22 protein-coding genes are annotated in these 25294 nt (G+C 73.1%); 4 read left to right on the top strand and 18 right to left on the bottom strand.

Annotation, left to right across the window (positions count from 1 at the left end; genetic code table 11):
* Positions 1–32 precede the first annotated feature (32 nt).
* Positions 33–1076 (bottom strand): 3-isopropylmalate dehydrogenase, encoded by a 1044-nt coding sequence (locus tag ACFT55_RS07295; protein ID WP_380243113.1) that lies wholly within the window; start codon positions 1074–1076, stop codon positions 33–35.
* Positions 1077–1217: 141 nt separating this feature from the next.
* Here ACFT55_RS07295 and ACFT55_RS07300 point away from each other — a divergent pair, with 141 nt between their 5' ends.
* Positions 1218–1934, top strand: a complete 717-nt coding sequence (locus ACFT55_RS07300; protein WP_380243115.1) for an SAM-dependent methyltransferase — start codon at positions 1218–1220, stop codon at positions 1932–1934.
* Between the two features lie 169 nt (positions 1935–2103).
* Positions 2104–3855, top strand: coding sequence for a DUF222 domain-containing protein (locus ACFT55_RS07305; protein WP_380243117.1), 1752 nt, complete (start codon positions 2104–2106; stop codon positions 3853–3855).
* A gap of 149 nt (positions 3856–4004) precedes the next feature.
* Here ACFT55_RS07305 and ACFT55_RS07310 read toward each other — a convergent pair whose 3' ends face one another.
* Complete coding sequence (locus ACFT55_RS07310; RefSeq protein WP_380243120.1) at positions 4005–4580, bottom strand: ASCH domain-containing protein; 576 nt, start codon at positions 4578–4580, stop codon at positions 4005–4007.
* Positions 4581–4621: 41 nt separating this feature from the next.
* Between ACFT55_RS07310 and ACFT55_RS07315 the strand changes: the two genes are divergently transcribed.
* Entirely contained in the window at positions 4622–5056 is a 435-nt protein-coding gene (locus ACFT55_RS07315) for an NUDIX hydrolase (RefSeq protein ID WP_380243122.1), read from the top strand.
* Between the two features lie 217 nt (positions 5057–5273).
* Here the strand turns inward: ACFT55_RS07315 and ilvC are convergent, their stop codons facing one another.
* The 15 genes from ilvC to ACFT55_RS07390 form a co-directional block, all read right to left on the bottom strand.
* A complete protein-coding gene (gene ilvC, locus ACFT55_RS07320; protein WP_380243124.1) occupies positions 5274–6302 on the bottom strand; it encodes a ketol-acid reductoisomerase in 1029 nt (342 codons plus the stop codon).
* Between the two features lie 92 nt (positions 6303–6394).
* Positions 6395–6916 carry an acetolactate synthase small subunit gene (gene ilvN / locus ACFT55_RS07325; RefSeq protein WP_380243126.1) on the bottom strand — a complete coding sequence of 174 codons (522 nt, stop codon included), beginning with the start codon at positions 6914–6916 and terminating at the stop codon, positions 6395–6397.
* 29 nt (positions 6917–6945) lie between these two features.
* A complete protein-coding gene (locus ACFT55_RS07330; protein WP_380243129.1) occupies positions 6946–8769 on the bottom strand; it encodes an acetolactate synthase large subunit in 1824 nt (607 codons plus the stop codon).
* 285 nt (positions 8770–9054) lie between these two features.
* Complete coding sequence (locus ACFT55_RS07335) at positions 9055–10149, bottom strand: ABC transporter permease subunit (RefSeq protein WP_380243131.1); 1095 nt, start codon at positions 10147–10149, stop codon at positions 9055–9057.
* Complete coding sequence (locus ACFT55_RS07340; protein WP_380243133.1) at positions 10146–11192, bottom strand: ABC transporter ATP-binding protein; 1047 nt, start codon at positions 11190–11192, stop codon at positions 10146–10148. The genes ACFT55_RS07335 and ACFT55_RS07340 overlap by 4 nt, the downstream gene beginning before the upstream one ends.
* Before the next feature lie 107 nt (positions 11193–11299).
* On the bottom strand, positions 11300–12616 hold the full coding sequence (locus tag ACFT55_RS07345) for a VOC family protein (RefSeq protein WP_380243135.1): 1317 nt from the start codon (positions 12614–12616) through the stop codon (positions 11300–11302).
* Between the two features lie 87 nt (positions 12617–12703).
* A complete protein-coding gene (locus tag ACFT55_RS07350; protein ID WP_380243137.1) occupies positions 12704–13021 on the bottom strand; it encodes a 4a-hydroxytetrahydrobiopterin dehydratase in 318 nt (105 codons plus the stop codon).
* A 43-nt stretch (positions 13022–13064) separates the two neighbouring features.
* Complete coding sequence (locus ACFT55_RS07355) at positions 13065–13640, bottom strand: pyridoxamine 5'-phosphate oxidase family protein (RefSeq protein WP_380243139.1); 576 nt, start codon at positions 13638–13640, stop codon at positions 13065–13067.
* Positions 13641–13721: 81 nt separating this feature from the next.
* The gene (gene ilvD, locus ACFT55_RS07360; protein WP_380243141.1) at positions 13722–15443 is read right to left on the bottom strand and encodes a dihydroxy-acid dehydratase; all 1722 of its coding nucleotides are present in this window, start codon (positions 15441–15443) and stop codon (positions 13722–13724) included.
* Positions 15440–15937 carry a hypothetical protein gene (locus ACFT55_RS07365; protein WP_380243143.1) on the bottom strand — a complete coding sequence of 166 codons (498 nt, stop codon included), beginning with the start codon at positions 15935–15937 and terminating at the stop codon, positions 15440–15442. Before ACFT55_RS07365 ends, ilvD (ACFT55_RS07360) begins: the two co-directional genes overlap by 4 nt.
* Positions 15938–16001: 64 nt before the next feature.
* Positions 16002–17276 carry a kynureninase gene (locus ACFT55_RS07370; protein ID WP_380243145.1) on the bottom strand — a complete coding sequence of 425 codons (1275 nt, stop codon included), beginning with the start codon at positions 17274–17276 and terminating at the stop codon, positions 16002–16004.
* Complete coding sequence (locus ACFT55_RS07375) at positions 17273–18334, bottom strand: amidohydrolase (protein WP_380243147.1); 1062 nt, start codon at positions 18332–18334, stop codon at positions 17273–17275. Before ACFT55_RS07375 ends, ACFT55_RS07370 begins: the two co-directional genes overlap by 4 nt.
* Entirely contained in the window at positions 18331–19224 is an 894-nt protein-coding gene (locus tag ACFT55_RS07380; protein WP_380243149.1) for a tryptophan 2,3-dioxygenase, read from the bottom strand. The genes ACFT55_RS07375 and ACFT55_RS07380 overlap by 4 nt, the downstream gene beginning before the upstream one ends.
* 72 nt (positions 19225–19296) lie before the next feature.
* On the bottom strand, positions 19297–21159 hold the full coding sequence (gene ilvD / locus ACFT55_RS07385; RefSeq protein WP_380243151.1) for a dihydroxy-acid dehydratase: 1863 nt from the start codon (positions 21157–21159) through the stop codon (positions 19297–19299).
* Positions 21160–21271: 112 nt separating this feature from the next.
* Entirely contained in the window at positions 21272–22795 is a 1524-nt protein-coding gene (locus tag ACFT55_RS07390; protein WP_380243153.1) for a peptide MFS transporter, read from the bottom strand.
* Positions 22796–22885: 90 nt separating this feature from the next.
* On the opposite strand from ACFT55_RS07390, the gene ACFT55_RS07395 reads away from it, so the two are divergent.
* Complete coding sequence (locus tag ACFT55_RS07395) at positions 22886–24262, top strand: cryptochrome/photolyase family protein (protein WP_380243156.1); 1377 nt, start codon at positions 22886–22888, stop codon at positions 24260–24262.
* A gap of 35 nt (positions 24263–24297) precedes the next feature.
* Here the strand turns inward: ACFT55_RS07395 and ACFT55_RS07400 are convergent, their stop codons facing one another.
* Positions 24298–25137 (bottom strand): bifunctional allantoicase/(S)-ureidoglycine aminohydrolase, encoded by an 840-nt coding sequence (locus ACFT55_RS07400; RefSeq protein WP_380243158.1) that lies wholly within the window; start codon positions 25135–25137, stop codon positions 24298–24300.
* Between the last annotated feature and the right edge of the window lie 157 nt (positions 25138–25294).

Here is a 25294-nt window from a genome sequence, read left to right on the forward strand (position 1 = left end):
GCGCCGCGCCGTCCGGATGACGACGCGGGTCGTCAGCCGTTGACGCGAGCGGCGAGGTCGCGCCCGACCTCGGCCGTCGTGCGTACTCGGTTGCCGCGCTCGACGAGGTCGGCCGCGACCGCGGCCTCCACGCGGGCGGCCTCCTCGGTGAGGCCGAGGTGGTCGAGCAGGAGCGAGACCGACAGCACGGTGGCGGTCGGGTCCGCCTTGCCCTGGCCCGCGATGTCCGGCGCCGAGCCGTGCACCGGCTCGAACATGGACGGCGCGGTGCGGTCCGGGTTGATGTTCGCCGACGCGGCGAGGCCGATGCCGCCGGTGATGGCGGCCGCCTGGTCCGTGAGGATGTCGCCGAACAGGTTGTCGGTGACGATCACGTCGAACCGCGACGGGTTGGTCGTGAGGAAGATCGTGGCCGCGTCGACGTGCAGGTAGTCCGTGGTGACGTCGGGGAACTCGGCGTTCACGGCCTCGACGGTGCGGCGCCACAGGTGCCCGGCGTGCACCAGCACGTTGTGCTTGTGCACCAGCGTGAGGTGCTTGCGGGGGCGGGCCTGGGCGCGGGCGAAGGCGTCGCGCACGACGCGCTCGACGCCGAACGCGGTGTTGACGGACACCTCGGTCGCGATCTCGTGCGGGGTGCCGACGCGCAGCGCGCCGCCGTTACCCACGTACGGACCCTCGGTGCCCTCGCGGACGACGACGAAGTCCACCTCGCCCGGGTTGGCCAGCGGGCTCGTCACGCCGGGGTACAGCTTGCCCGGTCGCAGGTTCACGTAGTGGTCGAGCGAGAAGCGGAGCTTGAGCAGCAGACCGCGCTCGAGGACGCCCGACGGCACGCTCGGGTCGCCGATCGCGCCCAGGAGGATCGCGTCGTGACCCTTGATGGCTGCCAGGTCGGCGTCGGTGAGCGTCTCGCCCGTGGCGTGCCACCGGCGCGCGCCGAGGTCGAACTCGGTCGTGGAGACCTTCACGTCCGCACCGGACACCGCCGCCTCGAGGACCGCGAGGCCCTGCTCCACGACTTCCGTACCGATGCCGTCGCCGGCCACCACTGCCAGGTCGATGCTCCGCGTCATGGGAGCGAGCCTAAGCCCACGGGGTCATGATGCGGACAGAAATCTCATTCTTCGGACACCATGCCACGTGACCTCGCAGGTCACGCGTGCACCCTCGACAAATGGCTTGTCGGGGCGACCCGGGGCGCCCACGATCGCGGCATGACCCCGGACGACGAGGACCTCCGGCCGTACTTCGACGCGGCCGCCCAGAACCTGACCTTCAACTCCCCCCTCGGCGCCGCCCGGGCGGCCGACCTCGTCGAGCGCCTCGCGCCCCCGACGCCCGACGCCCACGTCCTCGACCTCGGCTGCGGCTCCGGCGAGCTGCTGCTGCGGCTGTGCGAGCGGCACGGCCTCGCCGGCGACGGCGTCGACCGGGCGCCGGCCGACCTCGAGCGCGCCAGGCAGAGGGCGAGGACGCGAGGCCTGGGCGACCGGGTCGCCTTCCACGAGGGGGACGCGACGACGTGGGACACGACGGCGACCGTGGTGCTGAACGTCGGCGCCGGCCACATCTGGGGCTCCGCCCCCGCCGCGCTCACCGCGCTGCACCGCCGCACCGAGGCCGGCGGGAGGCTGCTGTTCGGCGACGGCGTCTACGACGCCGAGCCCGACGCCGCGGTGCGGGAGGTCTTCGGCGACCTGCCCGACCTCGCCGGCCTGGCCCGCGCCGCCACGGACGCGGGGTTCCGCGTGCTGCACGCCGCCGCCTCGTCGCAGGCGGAGTGGGACGACTTCGAGTCCGACTGGCGTGCGGGGATCGAACGCCTCGGCACGCCGGGCGCCCGCGCCTTCTCCGACCAGCGGCGCGACGAGTACCTGGGCGGCTACCGCGGCGTGGTCGGCTTCGCCTGGCTGGTGCTCACGCCCGCGTAGCCGCCCGCCCGCCGGCGCACCTGGCGGACCTCCGCGAGGCCCGGACGTTCGTCGACGAGGCGCGCGCCGTCCGCCAGGAAGCCGTTGCCTCGGAGAGCCGGCGGCGCAGCTGTCCACAGGTTGGCGCCCGCGATAGAACAGGTGTTCGAACCTCGCCTAGGATCGGGGCATGACGACGACGCTCCCCGACCCGGTCGCCGGCACCTCTGCCGGCACGGTCGACGGCGCGCGGTTGCGGGTCGAGGCGGCTCGGCTGGCCGCGCTGCCGCGCACGTGGGAGCCCTCCACGCGCGAGCTGCTCGACGAGGGATCACGCCACCAGGCCGTGGCGACAGGCAGTGCAGCGGGCACCCCGGCACCTACGCCGCCGTCGTGCCTGGCCGACCTGGACGGCGTGCTCGACGAGCTTGCCGACCTCGAGGCCCGCGTCGCGACGCTGCACGCCCGGCGCGCCGTGCTGCTGGCACGAGCCGTCGACCTGGCCGTGCTCCTGGAGCCCGACCTCGTCGACAGCAGCGACCCGGCCGTGCGCCGGGCACCCTCCGCCCGCAGGCTCGAGCTCGCCCACCGCGCCGTCGTCGCCGAGATCGCCACCATCCTGCACGTCGGCGAGCACGCCGCGGGCGGCCTCACCGACCACGCCGTCACCCTGACCGCCAAGGCACCCGCGACTCTGACCGCTCTCGGCGAGGGGCGCCTGACCTGGGCACATGCTGTCCAGGTCACCAAGCACCTCAGCGACCTCACGCCCACCGAAGCACGAGAGATCGAACGATCCGTCCTCGCCTCGACCACCGACCCTGCCACCGGCCAGATCACCTGCACGCCCACCCAGGCCGGCACCACGACCCGCCGCGCCCGCGAGTCGGCCCACCCCGTCCCGGCCGACGTCCGGCACGCCGAGGCCGCCCAGCACCGCGCGGTCTACCTCGACGAGGGCCGCGACGGCATGGCCTGGCTGGTCGCCCACCTGCCGGCGCCGTTGGCCCATGCGGCCCACGACCGACTCACGCGATCCGGCAGGCACCTCCTCGCCGATGGCGACCCGCGCACCCTGGCCCAGGCCCGCGCCGACACCCTCGCCGCCCTCCTCCTTGATGACGGCTCTCTCGATGACGGCGCGCTCGACGACGGCATGACGGGACGGAGGGCGGACGCCGTCAAGGACTGCGACATCCCCACCGTCGAACCGCCGCGCGACGGGCCGTCACTGGCGACGCTGGCCCGCTCGATCCGGCCGCGGGTCACCGTCACGGTCCCTGTGCTCTCCCTGCTCGGCATCACCGACGCTCCCGCCACGATGGACGGGCATGTCCCCATCGACCCCGGCACCGCGCGACAGCTCACCGGCCTCGCCCCGTCACTCCGGCGCATCCTCACCGACCCCGAGACCGGCACCGTCCTGTCGCACGGACGCACCACCTACGCCGTGCCCGCCGACCTCAAGGCGTTGGTCCGTGAACGCGACACCACCTGCCGCTTCCCCGGCTGTACCCACCCCGCCCAGCGAGCGGACCTCGACCACACCGTCGCCTGGGGCGACGGCGGCACCACGAACGCCACCAATCTCGCGGCGCTCTGTCGCCGACATCACGTCCTGAAACACCAGACCACCTGGAAGGTCACGCAGATCCCGGCCCCGAAGGCCCGACGACCGCACCCCTCAGCCACCCGAGGCGCAGCGGGGTCTGACGGCTGGGCCGGCACGCTCGAGTGGGTCTCCCCCACCGGCCGCCGTCACACCACCCATCCCCCGCCGATCGACACCACCCGGCACCGCTCGCTCCCCCACGGCCACGAACCACCCGGAGGTGGCAAGAACGATCCTCTGCACGAGGCAGTGCTCGCTCCTCAGCGCGAGAGGGCCGCGCCAGGGAAGCCCGCCGACACCGGTGCCGCCCTCGAGGCACCGCCGTTCTGAGGCATGGTGCCGGCCCGAAGATGCCAGGGCCTGGACCCCTGGACTGCTAGGGCCCGGACGGCCTCGGGCGAGCCCCGAGGAACGCGTGATCACCGTCGAGCGCACTGGGCAGGCTGGGCCGCCGGCTGGACCAGCCGGGTCGTTCTGGGTCAGGAGCGGAAGAGCACCTTGAACCGCTCGCAGACCACGGGCATCGCCGGGTCGAACTCGCGTCCGATCTGCGCGAGCGTCCGGCGCCAGTAGCGCTCGTGACCGTCGCGCCAGTCGGCCAGGGTGCGGTCGCCCTCCCCTTCGGCGGCGGCGTGCTCGGCGGTCACCTCGGCGAAGGGGACGGTGTCCACCTGGGTGGTCTTGATGAGGAGCCGAGGTGCACCTGCGCCGTCGAGCACGATCGACAGGTCGCCCTTGCGCGGCAGCGGCTCGTCGGCCGCCTCGTACTCCCACACGGCGGCGGCGGTACCGGACTTCACACCGTCGAGAACCAGCTGGAGCAGCTCGTCGGCCAGCTCGGGCGAGTCGCCGAACGACCACGCCGGCGGGGGCACGACGTTCTCGCTGCGCTCGCCCACCGCGCCCCCGTGGCTGGTGCGGCCGGCGCTCGGCCGGGCGACGTCCCAGAACTGTGCGATGCGGTCCGCCTGGCCGGTGTCGGTCAGGCCGCTGTCGGTCAGGCCGCTGTCGGTCAGGCCGGTCTCGTCCTGCCCCGGGTTCGCGTCGTCGGTCATGCTCCCATCCTGCCAGGCCACGCGCGTGGCACGATGCCGGGATGCTCACGCGCGTCGCCGCCTATGCCCTCGTCGTCGAGGACGACCGCATCCTGCTCCCGCACTGGTCCGCCGACACCGGGTCGGGCTGGACGATGCCCGGCGGCGGGATCGACCCCGGCGAGCACCCCGAGGACGCCGTCGTGCGCGAGCTGCGCGAGGAGACCGGGTACGAGGTCGCGCTCGACGGGCTCCTCGGCGTCGACAGCATCGTCGTCCCGACAGAGCGCAGGTACGACGTCGGCCTCGGCACCCCGACCGAGCCGATGCACGGCATCCGCATCGTGTACCGCGCGCACGTCGTCGGCGGGGAGCTGACCGTCGAGACGGACGGCTCCACCGACGACGTCGCGTGGCACCGCCTCTCCGACGTGGACGCCCTCGACCGGGTGGGGCTGGTCGACGTCGTCCGCGGCTGGGCCGGCCTGCTGGGCTGACCGGCGGGAACTACCTCGCGCGGTCACGAACTACCTCGCGTAGTCGCGAACTACCTCGCGCGGTCGCGAACTACCTCGCGCGGTCGCGGACTACCTCGCGCGGTCGCGAACTACCTCGCCAGGGCGGGGCCCTGACCTCGGCGGGCGGACGCACGTGCGGCCGCCGACCCGGGGTCTCCGGGGCGGCGGCCGCGCGCGTCGCTGCTGACGGTGTGGGTCAGCGAGCGGCGCTGCCCTCCGTGTAGTCGGAGTCAGCGGGCTTGATCCACGAGAACATCTTCCGCAGCTCGCGGCCGGTGGTCTCGATCGGGTGCGCCTCGCCCTTCTCGCGGAGCGCGGTGAACTCGGGGGCGCCGGCGTCCTGGTCGGCGATGAAGCGCTCGGCGAAGGCGCCGTTCTGGATGTCCGCGAGGACGGCCTTCATGTTCTCCTTGACGTGCGGGTCGATGACGCGCGGGCCGGAGACGTAGTCGCCGTACTCGGCCGTGTCGGAGACGGACCAGCGCTGCTTGGCGATGCCACCCTCGACCATGAGGTCGACGATCAGCTTCAGCTCGTGCAGCACCTCGAAGTACGCGACCTCGGGCTGGTAGCCCGCCTCGGTCAGCGTCTCGAAGCCGTACTGGACCAGCTGCGAGGCGCCGCCGCACAGGACGGCCTGCTCGCCGAAGAGGTCGGTCTCGGTCTCCTCGGTGAACGTGGTCTTGATGCCGCCGGCGCGGAGGCCGCCGATGCCCTTCGCGTACGAGAGGGCGAGCTCCCACGCGGAGCCGGACGCGTCCTGCTCGACGGCGACGATCACGGGCACGCCGCGGCCGTCGACGTACTCGCGGCGCACGAGGTGGCCCGGGCCCTTGGGGGCGACCATGAGCACGTCGTGGCCGGCCTCGGGCTTGATGTAGCCGAACCGGATGTTGAAGCCGTGCCCGAAGACGAGCGCCGCGCCCTCGGTGAGGTTCGGGGCGATCTCGTCGCGGTACACGTGCCGCTGGACCTGGTCCGGCGCGAGGATGACGACGACGTCCGCCTCCTTCACGGCGTCGGCGACGGTCAGCACGCGCAGGCCCTCGTCCTCGGCCTTCTTGGCGGACGCCGAGCCCTCGCGCAGGCCGACGCGGACGTCGACGCCGGAGTCGCGCAGGTTCAGCGCGTGCGCGTGCCCCTGGCTGCCGTACCCGATGACGGCGACCTTGCGCTGCTGGATGATGGACAGGTCGGCGTCGTCGTCGTAGAACAGCTCAGCCACGGTGATGCTCCTCGGTCTCGATACTTCGATTCTCGGTACTTCTGGTCGGTTTCTCGGTGGTCACCGGCAGGGGTGACGGTACGCGAACCGTGTCAGGCGGTGCGTACCCGCTCCAGCGCTCGGTCAGTGATGGACCGCGAGCCGCGGCCCACCGCGAGCGTGCCGGACTTCACGATCTCCCGGACGCCGTAGGGCTCGAGCGCGCTGAGCAGCGCGGACAGCTTCGCGGCGGTGCCGGTCGCCTCGATGACGACGGTGTCCGGCACCACGTCCACCACGTGGGCGCGGAACAGGTCGACGACCTCGAGCACCCCGGCGCGCGTGGTGGCGTCGGCCCGCACCTTGACGAGCATGAGCTCGCGCTGCACGGAGGACTCCGGGTCCAGCTCGACGATCTTGATGACGTTGACCAGCTTGTTGAGCTGCTTGGTCACGTGCTCGAGCGGGTGCTCCTCGACGTCGACGACGACCGTGACGCGCGAGATCTCCTCGTGCTCGGTGGGGCCGACGGCCAGGGAGTGGATGTTGAACGCGCGGCGCGCGAACAGCGCGCTGACGCGGGTGAGGACGCCCGGCTTGTTCTCGACCAGCACGGACAGGGTGTGACGCGACATGGTGGCTCTCCGTCTCTGCTCGCGGCCGGTCAGTCTTCGCGGTCCCACGCGGGCGAGATGCCGCGCGCGTACTGGATGTCGTCGTTCGGAACCCCCGCGGCGACCATCGGCCACACCATGGCGTCGCGCGAGACCTGGAAGTCGATGACCACCGGGCGGTCGTCGATCTCCTGCGCCCGCTTGATCGCGGCGTCGACCTCGTCCTCGCGCTCCACGCGGATGCCCTCGCAGCCGTAGGCGTCGGCGAGCTTCACGAAGTCGGGGATGCGCCGCGTGCCGTGCCCGGTGTGCAGGTCGGTGTTGGAGTACCGCTCCTCGTAGAAGAGCGTCTGCCACTGCCGGACCATGCCGAGCGAGCTGTTGTTGATCAGCGCCACCTTGATCGGGATGTCGTTGATCGCGCAGGTCGCGAGCTCCTGGTTGGTCATCTGGAAGCAGCCGTCGCCGTCGATGGCCCACACCTCGCGGTCGGGCTCGCCCACCTTGGCGCCCATCGCGGCCGGGACCGCGAAGCCCATCGTGCCCAGGCCGGCCGAGTTGAGCCACGTGCGGGGACGCTCGTAACGGATGAACTGCGCCGCCCACATCTGGTGCTGCCCCACGCCCGCGGCGTAGATCGCGTCCGGGCCGGCGAGCTCGCCCAGCCGGGAGATCACGTGCTGCGGGGACAGGTGTCCGTCGGCGGTGGGCGTGTACCCGAGCGGGTAGGTCTCGCGCCACGTGTCGAGCTGGTGCCACCAGGCGGCCAGGTCGGGGCGGCCCACCTTGGCGTGCTCGGCCTCGAGGGCCGGCACCAGGTCGGCGATCACCTCGCGCAGGTCCCCGACGATCGGCACGTCCACGGGCCGGTTCTTGCCGATCTCCGCGGGGTCGATGTCGGCGTGCACGACGGCCGCGTGCGGCGCGAAGCTCGACAGCCGGCCGGTCACCCGGTCGTCGAACCGGGCGCCGAGGGCGACCACGAGGTCGGCCTTCTGCAGCGCAGCCACCGCGGGCACCGTGCCGTGCATGCCGGGCATGCCCAGGTGCTGCGGGTGGCTGTCGGGCACGGCTCCGCGCGCGGTGAGCGTCGTGACGACGGCGGCCCCCGAGACGTCGACCAGACGGCGCAGCGCCTCCGACGCGCCCGAGCGGATGACGCCGCCGCCCACGTACAGCACCGGGCGGCGGGCGGTGGCGAGCAACTTCGCGGCCTCGCGGATCTGCTTGGCGTGCGGCTTGGTCACCGGGTGGTAGCCGGGCAGGGCCAGTTCCTGCGGCCAGGAGAACGTGGTGCGCGCCTGCATCGCGGACTTCGCGATGTCCACCAGCACCGGCCCGGGCCGGCCGGTCGAGGCGATGTGGAACGCCTCGGCGATGGTGCGCGGGATCTCGGCAGGGTCGGTGACGAGGTAGGAGTGCTTGGTGATCGGCATCGTGATGCCGACGATGTCCGCCTCCTGGAACCCGTCGGTGCCGATGAGCGACTGCGCCACCTGACCCGTGATCGCGACCAGCGGCACCGAGTCCATGTGCGCGTCGGCGAGCGGGGTGACGAGGTTCGTCGCGCCGGGGCCGGAGGTCGCCATCGTGACGCCGACCTTGCCCGTCGCGTGGGCGTAGCCCTGGGCCGCGTGGCCGCCGCCCTGCTCGTGCCGCACCAGGACGTGGCGGATCTGCTTCGAGTCCATGAGCGGGTCGTAGAGCGGAAGGATGGCGCCGCCCGGGATGCCGAAGACGTTCTCGACGCCGACCGACTCGAGGGAACGGACGATCGACTCGGCGCCGGTGACCTCCTCACCGGACACTGCTCGGTCGGCGGGGCGCGCGGTGCGCGCGGCCACCTGGGCGGGGGTCGGGTTCGGCTGGACCATCGGTCTCTCCTGCCGGTCGGTCTGGGCGAGGGGTCTGGCGAAGGGTTGTCCGTGCAATAAAAAAGCCCCCGGTCCCGACACTGCGGGACTGACGAGGGTGAGCGCGCTGACGAAGCCTGGTGCGTGGGCCTAGTCGGCGCGCCCGGGAAGAAGTACTACGAGGATCGTCTGCACGGATCGAACGTTACGCCCGCCACCTCCCGATGTCACGTCGTGAGCCCGGTGTCCCATCATGCGGACAGCATGCGGGACGCCGGGCTCACGAGCTGCGGGGACGCGGGGAGGTCAGCTCACGTCACGACGGCGGAAGACGACGACGGCGACGAGCAGCAGAACGACGGTGAGCGCGAGGAGGTAGAGCCCGCCCTGCGTCTGGGAAACCACCTTCTCGACCCATGTGCACTCGACGATGCCGGACTCCCCCGGCGCGCACCGCTCGGTGTTGTAGATGGCACCGCCCTGGAGCCACGCGCTGAGGTTGACGACCGGGCTCCAGCGCTGGGCGACGTCGAAGGCTCCCGTGACGAGCGTCCCGACCCACGCGACGACCGCCGCGACGCCGATCGCGGCCGCTGCGTGCCGGAAGATCGCGCCCAGCGCGGCCCCGATCATTGCGAGCGCCGTCGACTCCACGACGAGACGCCCGCCGAAGCCGGCGATCTCCGCCCACCCCGACGCCGTGAGGTCGCCGACCGTGTCGAAACTTGCGTACACGGCGTACACCCCGCCGATCAGGGCGACCGTACCGAGCACCGTGATGGGGATCGTCCCAGCACCGGCGGCGACCGCCTTCGACCAGAACACCCGGCGTCGCCGAGGCTCGAACGTCAGCCACAGGCCGAGAGCACCTGAGCTCGTCTCTGCGGTCACGAAGCTCACGCCCAGCACGAACGCGATCGCGACGACGGCGAGCGCCGTGGTCGCGATGCGCTGGGTGCCCGCCCCCCAGTCGATCCACATCGAAGTGCTGATCGCCGCGGCCCGGGAGTCGACGTCGGCGGGGTCCAGACCACGTTCCTCGGCGTAGGCGCCGAGGTCGGTGGAGTCCGAGGCCGGCGGCACGAAGTAGGGCTCGGGCGGCAGGTACCAGTCGAGACGCGGCTCCATGTCGTCGCAGCCGTAGTTGGCGGCCGGGTCCGGGTCGGACTCCTCGGACTCCTTGCAGTCCGCGACCTGCTCGTCGCCGGACTCCTGCCAGTTCTTCAGCTCTTGCTCGTACATCGCCTGGGCCTCGGCGAGCTCCGCGTCCGAGGGGGGCTTTGCGCTCCCGTACGCCGAGAACGCCGTCAGCGCGGCGACCGCGATCACCCCGAGCAGCGCCCACCAGGTGAGCCGGCGCGCCCATAGCCTCCGCAGCTCGACCCGCAGCAGGCGGCTCATGCGTCCACCTCCGTCGTCGTGCCGTGCCCGGCGGCGTGCGCAGGCTCGGGCGGGGTGCCGCCCCGCTTGGTCCGGCCACCCTTGTGGGTGTGGCCCCCGGGCGTCTCGTGCGCGGTGAGGCCCAGGAACACCGACTCCAGGTCGGCCTGGAGCGGCGCGAGCTCGTGCACCCACACGCCGCGCTCCCCCAGCGCGCGGTTCACCGCGCCGGGGTCGGCGGCGCCGTCCACGACGAGGGCGTCGTGCTCGCGGCGCACCAGCAGCCCGCCGGTCTCCAGCACGCTCGTCGCGATCGTGACGTCCTCCGGGGACACGCGCAGGCGGACCGACCGCGTGGCCGTGCCGGCGCCGATGAGGTCGGCCACCCGCCCGGACGCGACGAGGCGCCCGCGGGCGACGATCGAGACCGTGTCCGCGATCTGCTCCACCTCGGCGAGGATGTGGCTGGAGACCAGCACCGTCTTGCCCTGGTCGGCCAGGCCGCGCATCGTCTGGCGGATCTCCCGGATGCCCGCGGGGTCGAGCCCGTTGGTCGGCTCGTCGAAGATCAGCAGGTCCGGGTCCTTGAGGAGCGTCCCGGCGATGGCGAGCCGCTGCTTCATCCCGAGGGAGTAGGTGCGGTACTTGTCGCGCTCCCGCCCGGTGAGCCCGACCTCGTCGATGACGGCGTCCACGCGGCCCGCGGGCGCGCCGATCGCGTCGGCGAGCAGGCGCAGGTTGCGGCTGGCGCTGAACGCCGGGAAGAACTTGGGGCTCTCGACGATGGCGCCCACCCGGCCCACGACCTCCGGCAGCCGCTTCGGCACCTCGTGGCCGAAGATCGTGGCGGTGCCGCGGTCGGGCCGGACCAGCCCGAGAAGCATGCGGATCGTCGTCGTCTTCCCCGAGCCGTTCGGGCCCAGGAAGCCGTGCACCCCGCCCACCGGCACCCGCAGGTCGAGCCCCTCGACCCCGACCGACCTCCCCCGCACGCTGCGGTACGTCTTGCGCAGGCCTCGCGTCTCGATCGCGAGATCTGCGCCGGCTGTCTCGGACACCGCCACCTCCTCGTGGCCGCGGGGTCACCGGGCCGGGTCGCCGCCCCGGTCGCTCCGGTGCGCGCCCCGGAGCCTAGCGGCTGGTCAGCCGGCGTGCCGAGAGCTCTGCCAGGTCAGGCGCCCCACGCCTCGGCACGGCCGGGGATGACGGCGATGTCCACCTCGTTGCCCTCCGGGTCGGCGACGGTGCGGAAGAACGGCGCCTCGGCGTCGCGCACCACCCGGCCGCCGGCGGCCACGGCCGCCGCGACCCGCGCGTCCGCGACGTCGCCCGGCACCATGACGTCCACGTGGATCCGGTTGCGCTGCTCGCGCGGGGCGGTCATGGGCTGCAGGAACACCGACGGCCCGCGCAGGAGCGGGTCGTACAGGTCCGTCTCGCCTCGAGCCCGGTAGCCGAGCGCCGCGACCCAGAACGCCTGCACGGCGGGGACGTCGAGCGCGTCGAAGGTCAGCTGCACGTCCCGCAGCTGCGCCGGCTCGGCCCGCACCCCCAGGTCGCGCGCGGCCGCCTGCGCCTGCTGCGCGACCCGGAGGCGGGCGGCATCGACCCACCCGTCCTCCGGCGGCCCGACCCGCAGGGTGACGCCCGAGTAGCGCAGGTCGGCGAACAGCGGCACGCCCGCCTCCTCCGCCGCGCGAGCGGCGCGTGCGACGAGCTCGACGCCCAGGTCGAACCCGCCCGTGACGTAGTGCGCGCTGGCTCCCTGCAGCACCCGCCAGTCCTCCACGCCGCCCGCCGCGCGGAACTCCTCCGGGGTGAGCAGACCCTCCTCCAGGTCCTCGTCGAAGCCCTCCCAGGAGACGATGTCGGCCTCGTTACCCTCGGCGTCCGCGAGCGTCCACCAGTGCGGCACGAACTCCTCCGTCGTGACCCGCCCGCCGGCCGCGAGCGCCGCGTCGACCCGCGCCTGCCGCACGTCGTGCGGCACGAAGACGTCCAGGTGCAGGCGGTTGCGCAGGGGCCGCGGCTCGGACATCTCCTGGAACCACACGCCGGGCCAGCGGGAGTGGGGGTCCCTGAGGTCCTCACCCGTGCGCTCGTGCCCCAGCACGACGCCCCAGAACGGCATCACCTGCTCGCGCTCCGCCGCGTCGATCGTCAGCTCCACCTCCTGCACGCCGGCCGGGTCGGCCGCCAGCCCCAGGTCTGCGGCGGCGGCGGACACCTCGCGCGCCAGCGCGACGTCGCGCTCGCTCAGGCCGTCCACGTCGTGGGAGACCACGCGCACGACGACGCCGTCCGCGCGCAGGTCGACGTCGGGGTGGTGGTCGGCGCCGTCCGCGAGCACCCGTACCCGTTCCAGGAGCACCGCGCCCTCCCCGGGCGACCGTGTGCGGAACAGTGCGCTCGCGCCCCGGCCCAGGGCCCGCCAGTCGGCCGTGCCTTCCGCGGCCTCGAACCCTGCCGGCGTGATCTCGTCGGCCATCGGTCGCTCCGTCCGTCGCGCTGCCTCGTCCCCCGCCCGGTCCACCCTGCCCCGGTGCCGCAGGCTTCGCGCGACGAGGGTCGGACGTCAGCGGCGCCCGGCCTGCTCGACCGGGATCTCCAGCTCGCGGGCAGCGTCGCTGATCCGGCGGGCCAGGTCCACGTCACGGTCGGTCAGGCCTCCGGAGTCGTGCGACGACGTGCGCACCGTCACCGTGGTGTACCGCAGGTCGACGTCGGGGTGGTGGTTCACCGCGTCGGCGATCTCGGCGATCGCGTCCACGAACCGCGCCCCGGCGGCGAAGGACCCGGTGCGGAAGACGGCGGTGGCGGAGCCGTCGTTCGCGCGCCAGTCGGCGACGCCGTCGGCGTGGGTGAACTGCTTCGGCGTCATCGAGTCGGTCATGGCCTCAGCATCGCCCGGCGGACCGCACCTCGCCTGGCGACGCTCAGCCGGTGACGGCGCTCGGCTCGGGGTCGTCGTCGAACGCCGGGAGCCCGTCGATGCTCGTGCGGTTCTTCAGCCGCCGGTAGGCCGCCTGCCCCTCGACTCCCTTGCGGTCCATGTACGGCGGCAGCAGGTCGCGCTCCCCCACATGGTCCATCAGCGGGACGCCGTAGCCGCAGGAGTCCGACACGCGCTCGACGTCGACGACGATCACCGCGCGGGCACCCCGGCGCTCCGGGAACCGCGGCGCCCACGACGCGTACTCGTCGTCGTACAGCGTCACGACCCGGCCACGGCCGTGCAGGCGGACGATGTTCGGCGGCCCGTCGAACGCGCAGAACATGAGCGTGATCCGCCCGTTCTCGCGCAGGTGCGCGATGGTCTCGGCCCCGGACGCGGTGAGGTCGAGGTACGCGACGGTGTGCTCGTCGACCACGACGAACGACCCGTCGACGCCCTTCGGCGAGACGTTGACGTGCCCGTCGGCCGCCAGCGGGGCGGACGCGACGAAGAACATGTGCTGGGCCTCGACGAACGCCCGCAGGCGACCGTCGATCTTCTCGTGCACCTTGCCCACGACCACTCCTCGCCTCGATGCCGTCGCCCCGCGCGAGCACGTCACGGGGCGTCGCGAGCCTAGACCGAGCCGCCGCGAGACTCAGCCCAGGACGGCGCCCTTGGAGGCCGACTGCACGAGCTTCGTGTACTTCGCCAGCACCCCCCGCGTGTACCCGTGCGACAGCGGCGACCAGCCGTCGCGCCGGGCGGCCAGCTCGGCGTCGTCGACCAGCAGGTCCAGGGTCTTGCGCGCGACGTCGAGGCGGATGCGGTCGCCGTCGCGCACGAACGCGATCGGCCCCGCGTCCACCGCCTCGGGTGCGATGTGCCCCACGCACAGCCCGGTGGTGCCTCCGGAGAACCGTCCGTCGGTCACGAGGAGCACGTCCTTGCCGAGCCCGGCGCCCTTGATCGCGCCCGTGATGGCGAGCATCTCCCGCATCCCCGGGCCGCCCTTGGGGCCCTCGTACCGGATCACGACGACGTCCCCGGCGGTGATGGTGCCGTCCTCGAGCGCGTCGAGCGCGGCGCGCTCCCGCTCGAAGACGCGGGCCGTGCCCTCGAAGACGTCGGAGTCGAAGCCGGCCGACTTCACCACCGCACCCTCGGGGGCGAGCGACCCGTGCAGGATCGTGATGCCGCCCGTCGGGTGGATCGGCCGGTCCAGGGCGCGCAGGATCTTGCCGTCCGGGTCGGGCGGGTCGATGTCCGCGAGGTTCTCCGCGACCGTGCGGCCCGTGACGGTGAGGCAGTCGCCGTGCAGCAGCCCCGCGTCTAGCAGCGCCTTCATCACCACCGGCACCCCGCCGATCCGGTCGACGTCGTTCATGACGTAGCGCCCGAACGGCTTCAGGTCACCCAGGTGCGGCACTCGGTCGGCCACCCGGGAGAAGTCGTCGAGGGTCAGCTCGACCTCCGCCTCGTGCGCGATGGCGAGCAGGTGCAGCACGGCGTTGGTGGACCCGCCGAACGCCATCACCACCGCGATGGCGTTCTCGAAGGCCTCCTTGGTGAGGATCTGCCGGGCGGTGATGCCGCGCCGCAGCAGCTCGACCACCGCCTCGCCCGACGCCTGCGCGAACGCGTCGCGGCGCCGGTCCGCCGAGGGCGGCGCGGCCGAGCCCGGCAGCGACATGCCCAGCGCCTCGGCCGCCGACGCCATGGTGTTCGCCGTGTACATCCCGCCGCAGGCCCCCTCGCCCGGGCAGATGGCCCGCTCGATGCGACCGACGTCCTCCTCGCTCATCAGCCCGCGGGCGCACGCGCCGACGGCCTCGAACGCGTCGATGATCGTGACGTCCTTCTCGGTGCCGTCCGACAGCTTCACCCAGCCCGGCATGATCGAGCCGGCGTAGAGGAACACGCTGGCGAGGTCGAGCCGGGCGGCGGCCATGAGCATGCCGGGCAGCGACTTGTCGCACCCCGCGAGGAGCACGGACCCGTCGAGCCGCTCCGCCTGCATCACCGTCTCCACGGAGTCCGCGATGACGTCCCGCGACACGAGCGAGAAGTGCATCCCCTCGTGCCCCATGGAGATGCCGTCCGAGACCGAGATCGTGCCGAACTCCAGCGGGTACCCGCCGCCCGCGTGCACGCCGTGCTTCACCGCCTGCGACAGCCGGTCGAGCGACAGGTTGCACGGCGTGATCTCGTTCCACGAGCTCGCCACGCCGATCTGCGGCTTCGCGAAGTCGTCGTCGCCGAGCCCGACGGCGCGCAGCATGCCACGCGCGGCCGTCGCCTCCAGCCCGTCGGTGACCTGGCGGGAACGGGGCTTGAGGTCGGGTGTGCGGTCCTGTGCGGCGGTGGCGTCGGCGCTCATGGACTCACTGTAGGAGCGGCACCCTCTCCGGTCGCGGCGGACGGCGGGCTCGCGGCGGGGGCGGACCCCCGGAGCTCGCCGACACCGGCCCACTGCTGGAGGCGGGCGATCACCAGGCCGGGTGCGAGGTCGTACGCCGGCAGCGTGCTCTTGCCGCCCGCGTGCTCGACGATGACGCGGTCGGACCAGGAGGGCCGGTTCGGGACGTTCCCGCGCACCGCACGGACGTCCGTGCGGGCTATGGTCAGCGGCCGACGACGCCGCTCCACCCGCAGCTCCTCCTCGGTCAGGACGAGCTGCCCGCTCCGGAACGCCACGATGCGCGCGATCGCTGCCGCCATCCCGAGCGCCGCCGTCACGGCAAGGATGATCGCCGGCCACTCCACGGCGCCAAGGAGCCGGACGGTGAAGAGGGTGAACAGGCAGGTCCAGGTGACGAGCAGCCCCCACGCCAGGCGGGGTTGCCGCGGTGTACGTGCGACCACGTCACGCATGCGCACCCCCTCCCGAGATCTCGGCGGCTGAGGCCCGGGCAAGAGCCCGTCGCCGCCGCGCTCCTCACTCTCCCGGCTGGTCCGCGCGCTCGCCCGGCGTACCCATGACCTCGACCAGCGCGTCGCGGACCGCCTCCACGCCGACGCGCACCTCGTCGAACGACGTCGACAGGGGCGAGAGCCCGAGCCGCAGGCCGTTCGGCCGGCGGAAGTCGGGGATCACCCCGCGCTCCCACAGCAGCGGCAGGGTGCGCTCGAACGCGTCGTGGTCCACCGTCACGTGGCTGCCGCGACGGTCGTCGTCGCGCGGCGACGCGACCCGGACGCCGTGCGGCACCAGCAGGTCGTCCACCAGCTCCAGCGCGTACCGGGTGAGCGCCACCGACTTCGCGCGGACCGCGTCCAGGCCGGCCTCGTCGAGCAGGTCGAGCATGTCCTGCATCGCCAGCATGCCGACGATCGCGGGCGTCCCGGACAGGAACCGCCGCACGCCGGGGTGCGGCGCGTAGGCGGGGCCCATCTCGAAGGGCCGGTCGCTGCCCATCCAGCCCTGGATCGGCTGGACCAGCTCGTCCTGCAGGTCCGCGCGCACGTACCCGAACGCGGGCGACCCTGGCCCGCCGTTGAGGTACTTGTACGTGCAGCCCGCAGCCAGGTCCGCGCCCCACGCGTCCAGCGCGACGGGGACGGCGCCCGCGGAGTGGCACAGGTCCCACAGCACGAGCGCCCCGGCCTCGTGCGCGCGACGCGTGATCTCGGCGGCGTCGCTCACGTAGCCCGAGCGGTAGGCGACGTGGCTGAGGACGACGAGCGCCGTGCGGTCGGTCAGCAGCGCGGACACCTGGTCGGGCGTCACGCCGCCGTCGTGCTCGGGAGCGATCCAGCGCAGCGTGGCCCCGTGCTCGCGCGCGACGCCCTCCAGCACGTAGCGGTCGGTCGGGAAGTTGCCCGAGTCGAGGACGATCTCGTCGCGCCCGGCGACCCGCGGCGAGGACAGCGCCGCCCGCACCAGCTTGTACAGGACGACCGTCGTGGAGTCCGCGACGAACGTCTGCCCGGGCGCGGCGCCGAGCGTGACCGCGCCGATCCGGTCTCCGACCCGCAGCGGCAGGTCGTACCACTCCTCGTCCCAGCCGCGGATGAGGCGAGCACCCCACACCTCGGTCGCGAAGCGCGCGAGGCGCTCGGCCGACGCTCGCGTGGGGCGGCCGAGCGAGTTGCCGTCGAGGTAGGCGGTCACCTCGTCGGAATCGACGAACGCGGGGCGGAACCGGGCCAGCGGGTCGGCGGCGTCGAGCGCGGCGGCCCGGTCGCGCCCGGTCACGGCGTCGGTGGTCATGCGGTTCCTCCGGTCTCGGTAGGCAGGTCGGTGGGCACGTCGGTGGGCAGGTCAGGGGTCGGCGGGACGAAACCAGGGTCCCGCAGGTCCGCGAGATCGAGGACGGTGGCGCGGGCGAGCCATGCCGCGTGGACGTGGCCGTCGTCGGTCCGTGCGGGAGCGGGGCCGGGCACGAACGACACGAGCCCGGCGGGCGGGTCGTCGCCCACCAGCGCCGCGAGCAGCGAGCGCCGGCCGAGCCCGGCCGTCGCGAGCGCGGCGAGCTCGCGCGCGTTCAGGCCGACCGGCAGCGGGCCGTTGCCCAGGTCCGTGCCGTAGCGGACCCGGCCCCCCGCCACGGCGAAGCGCGCCACGTTGTCGAGCGCGACCTCGTGCTCGGGGGTGGGGTCGCCCCAACCGTGGATGTCGAGCGTGCTGACCCACGTCATCGGCGATCGCGTCGTCCCCCCGGCGGCCATGGCCGCGAGCAGCGCGTCGGGCAGGCGCTCGCTGAACGGGGCGTGCGCCAGGCGGTCGACGCCCGCCCCGAACGCCCGCGCCGCCTGCCCCGGCCCTTCCGCGTGGGCGACGACGTCGCGGCCGCGGGCGTGCGCGCGCTCGACGACGGCGGCGAGGGTGGCGTCGTCGGGCACGGGTCCTGCCGTGCCGTGCAGCGCGACCTTGACGAACGACGCCCCGGCGTCCACCTGCCGGTCCACGGCCGCGGCCGCCGCGGACGGGTCGCCGATCTCCTCGACGGCGCCCGCAGGCGCCCACGACCGGTCGGACGGGTAGCCGCCGGGTGCGGTGAGGAACGCGCCGGCGAACGCGACGCGTGGGAGGGCGGGGTCGGCAGCAAGGTCGGCGATCACCCGGGGGATCCAGCCCAGGTCGTGCACGGCGGCGACGCCGCGGGCGCGCAGCGGCGCCGGGTCCACGAGGCCGAGGTGCACGTGCGCATCGGTGAACGGGGGCAGCAGCGTGCCGGCCTCCTCCAGCCGCCGACGCACCGGTGCGGGGACGTCGGCGGGCAGGACGACCGGGGCGACCCCCGGGGGCACGACCAGCGGGCGGGTCACGACCGCGCGGCCGGGCCGGCGGTCGCGCCGATCTCGGTGCGCACGGCGAACAGCTCGGGGAAGAACGTGAGGTCGAGCGCCCGCTGCAGGAAGCCGACGCCGCTGGACCCGCCGGTGCCGCGCTTGGTGCCGATGATCCGCAGCACGGTCTTCATGTGCCGGAACCGCCACAGCTGGAAGTTGTCCTCCAGGTCGACGAGCTCCTCGCAGGTCTCGTACGCCGACCAGTCGGACTCCGGCTCGGCGTAGATGCGGCGGAACACCTCGACCAGGTCGTCGTCGAGCGTGTGCGCGGTCGTGACGTCGCGGTCGAGCACGCGCTGCGGCACGTCGTGACCGTGCCGGGCGAGGTAGCGCAGGAACTCGTCGTACACGCTCGGCTCGGCCAGCAGGCGGGCGAGCTCGGCGCGCGCCTCCGGCTCGGCGTCGAACACGGCGAGCATGCGGGCGTTCTTGTTGCCGAGCAGGAACTCGACCGCGCGGTACTGCCAGGACTGGAAGCCGGAGGCGTTCCCGAGGAACCCGCGGAACTGCGCGTACTCGCTCGGCGTGAGGGTCGCGAGCACCGACCACTGCTCGGTGAGCGTGCGCTGCACGTGCTTGACCCGCGCGATGCGCTTGAGCGCCGCCCCGAGCTCGTCCGCCGCGAGAAGGTCGCGCGCGGAGACGAGCTCGTGCAGGACGAGCTTGAGCCACAGCTCCGTCGTCTGGTGCTGCACGATGAACAGCATCTCGTCGTGGTGCGCCGGGGTGCTGATCGGCTCCTGGGCGGCGAGCAGACGGTCCAGGTGCAGGTAGGAGCCGTACGTCATGCGCTCGCGCAGGTCGGTGACGATGCCCGGCTCCAGCTCGCGCTCGTTGTCGGACGCGGGGCGGGGGTGGTCGGCCATGGCGCGGAGCCTATGCCACGGCCGACGACCCCGTCCCCTCGCGGGCGCCGGTCAGGTCAGCGCCCGGTCAGGTCAGCGCCGGGTGATGAGCGAGACGTCGCGCACGGCGCCGCGGTCGGCGGACGTCGCCATCGCCGCGTAGGCCTGGAGCGCCGGGGACACGTAGCGGTCGCGGTTCTCGGGCTGCCACGGGTTCTCCCGGGCCTCCATCTTGGCGCGCCGCTCCGCGAGCACCTCGTCCGGCACGTGCAGGCGGATCAGGCGGGTGTCGACGTCGATCTCGATCTCGTCGCCGTCCTCGACCAGGCCGATGACGCCGCCGGCGGCCGCCTCGGGCGAGACGTGCCCCACCGAGATGCCGCTCGACCCGCCGGAGAACCGGCCGTCGGTGATGAGCGCGCACACCTTGCCCAGACCGCGGCCCTTGATGAACGACGTCGGGTAGAGCATCTCCTGCATGCCCGGGCCGCCGGACGGGCCCTCGTACCGCACCACCACGACGTGACCCGGCTTCACCTGCTTGGTGAGGATCTTCTCGACGGCGTCCTCCTGCGACTCGCAGACGAGCGCGGTGCCGACGAAGTGGAAGACGTCGGGGTCGACGCCTGCCGTCTTGAACACGGCGCCGTCCTCGGCGAGGTTGCCGCGCAGCACCGCCAGGCCGCCCTCCACGGTGTACGCGTGCTCGAGGTCGCGGATGCACCCGTCGGCCGCGTCCGTGTCGAGGCTCTCCCACACGTTCGACGTCGAGAACGCCTGCGTGGTGCGCACCCCACCGGGGGCGGCGTGGAACAGCTCGACGGCCTGGGCCGTGGCCTTGCCGCCGCGGACGTCCCAGTCGTCCAGCCAGCCGCGCAGCGTGGGCGAGTGCACGGAGGTGACGTCGTGGTCGAGCAGCCCGGCGCGGTCCAGCTCCCCGAGCAGGGCGGGGATGCCGCCGGCGCGGTGCACGTCCTCCATGTGGAAGCTCGGGTGGTTCGGCGCGACCTTGCTCAGGCACGGCACCCGGCGGCTGATCGTCTCGATGTCGGACAGGTCGAAGTCGACCTCGCCCGCCTGCGCCGCGGCCAGGATGTGCAGCACCGTGTTGGTGGACCCGCCCATCGCCACGTCGAGGGTCATCGCGTTGGAGAACGCCGCCTTGGTCGCGATCGACCGGGGGGCCGCGGAGTCGTCCTCGTCGTCGTAGTAGCGCCTGGCCAGGTCGACGATGGTGCGGCCGGCCTCGAGGAACAGCTCCTTGCGGGCGCTGTGCGTGGCCAGCGTGGAGCCGTTGCCCGGCAGCGACAGGCCCAGCGCCTCGGTGAGGCAGTTCATCGAGTTCGCGGTGAACATGCCGGAGCACGAGCCGCACGTGGGGCAGGCGTTCTCCTCGACCTGGGCGAGGGCGCTGTCGGACACGTTGTCGTCGGCCGAGTAGTTGATCGCGTTGATGAGGTTGAGCGGGGTCTTCGCGACACCGTCGGCCACGATCGCCTTGCCGGCCTCCATCGGGCCGCCCGACACGAAGATCACCGGGATGTTGAGCCGCAGCGCCGCGTTGAGCATGCCCGGCGTGATCTTGTCGCAGTTGGAGATGCACACGAGGGCGTCGGCGCAGTGCGCGTTGACCATGTACTCGACCGAGTCGGCGATGAGGTCGCGGCTGGGCAGCGAGTAGAGCATGCCGCCGTGGCCCATCGCGATGCCGTCGTCGACGGCGATCGTGTTGAACTCCTTGGCCACGCCGCCGGCTTCCTGGATCGCGGAGGCGACGAGGTCGCCCATGTCCTTGAGGTGGACGTGGCCCGGGACGAACTGCGTGTACGAGTTCGCGATCGCGACGATCGGTTTGCCGAAGTCCTCCGCGCCCATGCCGGTCGCGCGCCACAGCGCGCGGGCACCGGCCATGTTGCGGCCGTGGGTGGACGTCCGAGAGCGCAGGGGGCGGCTCATGTCAGCTCCTTCGACGAGTGGTGCCGCGCGTCGCTGACGACGCGCACGAGCACGCTACGCCCGCCGTCCCGGATCGCGGGCGAGATGTCCGCCCAGTGGTCGATCGGCCTGCTCAGGAGGCTCCGGCGCTGTGGGTGCGCTCGAGCTCGTCCGCGTGGCGGATGTGCCGCGTGACCCACGGGGCGAGCAGCAGCAGGAGCCCCGCGAACACCAGCGCCACGATGCCGATCCCTCCGAAGTACTGCGTGTCGGACACGCCCTCGGTCGCCTCGATGGTCTGCGCGGTGATCGCCTGGCCGGCGGCCGACGACAGGAACCACAGCGCCATCGCCTGCCCGCGGAACGCCCGCGGCGCGAGCAGCGTGGTGGCGGCGATGCCGACCGGCGACAGGCACAGCTCGCCGAGCGTCTGGATGACGTAGACGCCCATGAGGACCCACGGCGGCGCGAGCTCGTCCGCGAAGACCTCCGACATCCCCGCGAGGAACAGGAACGACAGCGCCGCGAGGGTCAGGCCCATGACGAACTTGTAGGCCGTGGGCGGCCGGTCCCCCGTCTTCGTCCAGATCCACGCGAACACGGGTGCCAGGATGATGATCGTCGCAGGGTTGACCGACTGGAAGAACGCCGGGGACAGGTCGATGCCGAACAGCTGCAGCTCGGTCCGGTCGGCGGCGAACTGCGTCAGCGTGGTGGCCGCCTGCTCGAAGATCATCCAGAACAGCATCGCGGCGACGAACAGCGGCACATAGGCGAGCACCCGCGGGCGCTCGGCGTCCGTCACGCGCTTCGAGCGGTACATGACCGTGAGCAGCACGATCGGCGTCGCCAGCGCGAGGTAGGACACCGCGTCGATGAACGTCTCCGTGCTCCACCCGCCGGCGATCAGCACCGCCACCACGGTCGCGAGGACGATGGCGCCCACCACGATCAGGCCGAGACGCACGACCGCCGGCCGGTCCTCCCGGGTGATCGGGTTCGGCACGTCCGTGCCGGCCTTGCCGAGGTACTTGTAGCCGGCCACGAAGAAGACCAGCGCGATCGCCATGCCGATCGCGGCCACCGAGAAGCCCGCGTGGTAACCCCACGCGCGCTGCACGGAGCCCACGATGAACGGCGAGAAGAACGACCCCAGGTTGATCCCCATGTAGAAGATCGAGAACGCCGGGTCGCGACGCGGGTCGTCGCGGGAGTACAGCTCGCCGACCATCGAGGACACGTTCGGCTTGAGCAGGCCGGTGCCGAACGCGACGAGGCCGATGCCGAGCATCGAGAAGCCGTACGTCGGGACGGTGAGCGACAGGTGGCCGGCGGCGATGATGATGCCGCCGTACAGCACGGAGCGGCGGGCCCCGACCACCCGGTCCGCCAGCCAGCCGCCGACGACGGACAGCAGGTAGACCGACGTGCCGTAGATGGAGACGAACGCGGCGCCCGTCGTCGCGTCCATCCCGAGGCCGCCGTTCGCGACCGTGTCGGTCAGGTACAGCAGCAGGATGGCCCGCATGCCGTAGTAGCTGAACCGCTCCCAGGCCTCGGTGGTGGCGAGCGTCATCAGGCCGCGCGGGTGGCCGAAGAAGGCACGGTCCCCCTCGTGCTCAGGGTGCGGCGTCGATGGCGCGGCCTGGTCCGTCATACGGAAACTGTGGCACCGGCCGCGGACGACGGCGACCGCAGCGGCACACCTCGGGCGCCCTCCTCCGCGGCACGCCCGTACGGTGGTGGGGTGCCTGCGACCGTGATGTGGTTCCGCCGCGACCTGCGGCTCTCCGACAACCCGGCCCTCCTCGCCGCGGTCGAGCGAGCCCGGGCCGGCGACGGCGAGGTCGTCGGGCTGTACGTGCTGGACGACGCCCTGTGGCGGCGCGCCGGCGCCAACCGGCTCGCCTACCTCGTGAGCTCCCTGTCCGCCCTGGGCGAGGCGTGCGGGGGGCGGCTGGTCGTGCGACGCGGAGACCCGCGCACGGTCGTCCCGGACGTCGTGCGGGCCGTGGGCGCGCAGGAGGTGCACGTCGCCGCCAGCCACGAGCCGCGGGGCCGGTCGCGCGACGACGACGTGGAGGCGCGGCTCGCGGCGGCCGGCGTCGCCCTCGTGCGCACCGGCTCGGCCTACGCCGTCTCCCCCGGGCGCCTGCGCACCGGCGGGGGCACGCCGTACCAGGTCTTCACGCCGTTCCGTGCGGCGTGGCTCGACCACGGGTGGCGCGCCCCGGCGACCCGGCCGCGGGAGATCCCCTGGGCGGAGCTGCCGTCCGACGACCTGCCCGCGGCGCCGCCCACCGAGGCGACGCTCCCGCGTGCGGGCGAGGAGGCCGCGCGCCGTCGCTGGCACGACTTCGTCCGCGACGGCCTGGCCGGGTACGCCACGGACCGCGACCGCCCCGACCTGGACGGCACGTCAGCCATGTCCGTGCACCTGCGCTGGGGCGAGGTGCACCCGCGCACCCTGCTCGCCGACCTCTCGACGGCGGGCCAGGACGGCGTGCCGGGCGACGCCGTCACCACCTTCCGCTCGGAGCTGGCGTGGCGCGAGTTCCACGCCGACGTGCTGCACCACCGTCCGGACGCCCGGACCCGGTCGCTGCGCGCCGTGGTGCCCGAGGACGCGTGGGCCGACGGCGCCGCCGCCGACGACGCGTTCGACGCCTGGGCGGCGGGGCGCACCGGCTACCCGCTCGTCGACGCCGGGATGCGGCAGCTGCTCGCCACGGGGTGGATGCACAACCGGGTGCGGATGGTGGTCGCGTCGTTCCTCGTCAAGGACCTGCACGTGCGCTGGCAGCGCGGCGCGGCACACTTCATGGCGCACCTGGTGGACGGGGACGTCTCCCAGAACCAGCTCAACTGGCAGTGGGTGGCGGGCACCGGCCACGACGCCGCCCCCTACTTCCGCGTCTTCAACCCCGTGACCCAGGGCAAGAAGTTCGACCCCGACGGGGTCTACGTGCGGCGCTGGGTCCCGGAGCTGCGCGACGTCGCGGGGCGCGCGGTGCACGAGCCGTGGCGGCTCGCCACCCCGCCCGCCGGCTACCCCGCGCCCCTGGTCGACCACGCGCACGAGCGGCGCGTCGCGCTCGACGACTTCGAGCGCGCGCGCCGCTGAGGCGTCGCGGGGATGCCGGGCCGACGTCGGGACCGTCAGCGGCGGTCGAGCCGGACCTGGCGGTTGACGTCCTTGTAGAGCAGGTAGCGGAACGGCTTCGGGCCGCCGGCGTAGCAGGCCTGCGGGCAGAAGGCGCGCAGCCACATGAAGTCGCCCTCCTGCACCTCGACCCAGTCGCCGTTGAGGCGGTAGACGGCCTTGCCCTCCAGCACGTACAGGCCGTGCTCCATGATGTGCGTCTCCGCGAAGGGGATGGACCCGCCGGGCTGGAACGTCACGATGTTGACGTGCATGTCGTGCGCGAGGTCGTCGGGGTCGACGAAGCGCGTCGTGGCCCAGGCGCCGTCCGTGTCGGGCATCGGGCGCGGCTCGACGTCCTGCTCGCGCGTGACGAAGGTCGTCGCCTCGTGGCCGTCGACGCGCTCGTAGACCTTGCGGACCCACTGGAACGCGGCCTTCGCCTCCGAGCGGTTGTGCAGCGACCAGGCGTCGCCGGCCGCGAGGTAGGCGTAGCCGCCCGGCTCGAGGACGTGCTCGGTGCCCCCGACGGTCAGGACGAGCGTGCCCTCGGTGACGAAGACGACCGACTGCACCGTCGCCTCGACCTCGCCGCGGTCGGCCCCGCCGCCGGGCGAGACCTCGACGACGTACTGCGCGAACGTCGTCGCGAACCCCTCGACCGGGCGCGCGAGCACCCACACCCGCGTCTTCTCCCAGCCGGGCAGGTTCGAGGTGACGATGTCCCGGAGCACCCCGCGGGGGATGACGGTGTACGCCTCGGTGACGATCGCCCGGTCGGTCAGCAGCTCCTCCTGTCCGGGCAGCCCACCCTGCGGGGTGTAGTAGCGGGTGGTCTGCGTCCCTGGCGATGTCATCGTCGCTCCTCGCTCGGCGGCCCGGCATCCTCGCCGTCTTCCGCTCATCGGAATTGAGATTCTGCTGTGCGACATTAGCCAGCGCGGGTGTGGTCGGTCAAGTCTCCGCCCACGCGTCGCGACCCCATCCTGCGCCGCACACGACGACGCCGGCACC

The organism is Isoptericola sp. NPDC057191 (genome assembly GCF_042670225.1).
Lineage (GTDB): Bacteria > Actinomycetota > Actinomycetes > Actinomycetales > Cellulomonadaceae > Isoptericola.

Coding starts and splice junctions, on each gene's coding strand:
- ACFT55_RS07295 (WP_380243113.1), bottom strand. CDS start 1,076: ATGACGCGGAGCATCGACCTGGCAGTGGTGGCCGGCGACGGCATCGGT.
- ACFT55_RS07300 (WP_380243115.1), top strand. CDS start 1,218: ATGACCCCGGACGACGAGGACCTCCGGCCGTACTTCGACGCGGCCGCC.
- ACFT55_RS07305 (WP_380243117.1), top strand. CDS start 2,104: ATGACGACGACGCTCCCCGACCCGGTCGCCGGCACCTCTGCCGGCACG.
- ACFT55_RS07310 (WP_380243120.1), bottom strand. CDS start 4,580: ATGACCGACGACGCGAACCCGGGGCAGGACGAGACCGGCCTGACCGAC.
- ACFT55_RS07315 (WP_380243122.1), top strand. CDS start 4,622: ATGCTCACGCGCGTCGCCGCCTATGCCCTCGTCGTCGAGGACGACCGC.
- ilvN (WP_380243126.1), bottom strand. CDS start 6,916: ATGTCGCGTCACACCCTGTCCGTGCTGGTCGAGAACAAGCCGGGCGTC.
- ACFT55_RS07330 (WP_380243129.1), bottom strand. CDS start 8,769: ATGGTCCAGCCGAACCCGACCCCCGCCCAGGTGGCCGCGCGCACCGCG.
- ACFT55_RS07335 (WP_380243131.1), bottom strand. CDS start 10,149: ATGAGCCGCCTGCTGCGGGTCGAGCTGCGGAGGCTATGGGCGCGCCGG.
- ACFT55_RS07345 (WP_380243135.1), bottom strand. CDS start 12,616: ATGGCCGACGAGATCACGCCGGCAGGGTTCGAGGCCGCGGAAGGCACG.
- ACFT55_RS07350 (WP_380243137.1), bottom strand. CDS start 13,021: ATGACCGACTCGATGACGCCGAAGCAGTTCACCCACGCCGACGGCGTC.
- ilvD (WP_380243141.1), bottom strand. CDS start 15,443: ATGAGCGCCGACGCCACCGCCGCACAGGACCGCACACCCGACCTCAAG.
- ACFT55_RS07365 (WP_380243143.1), bottom strand. CDS start 15,937: ATGCGTGACGTGGTCGCACGTACACCGCGGCAACCCCGCCTGGCGTGG.
- ACFT55_RS07370 (WP_380243145.1), bottom strand. CDS start 17,276: ATGACCACCGACGCCGTGACCGGGCGCGACCGGGCCGCCGCGCTCGAC.
- ACFT55_RS07380 (WP_380243149.1), bottom strand. CDS start 19,224: ATGGCCGACCACCCCCGCCCCGCGTCCGACAACGAGCGCGAGCTGGAG.
- ilvD (WP_380243151.1), bottom strand. CDS start 21,159: ATGAGCCGCCCCCTGCGCTCTCGGACGTCCACCCACGGCCGCAACATG.
- ACFT55_RS07390 (WP_380243153.1), bottom strand. CDS start 22,795: ATGACGGACCAGGCCGCGCCATCGACGCCGCACCCTGAGCACGAGGGG.
- ACFT55_RS07400 (WP_380243158.1), bottom strand. CDS start 25,137: ATGACATCGCCAGGGACGCAGACCACCCGCTACTACACCCCGCAGGGT.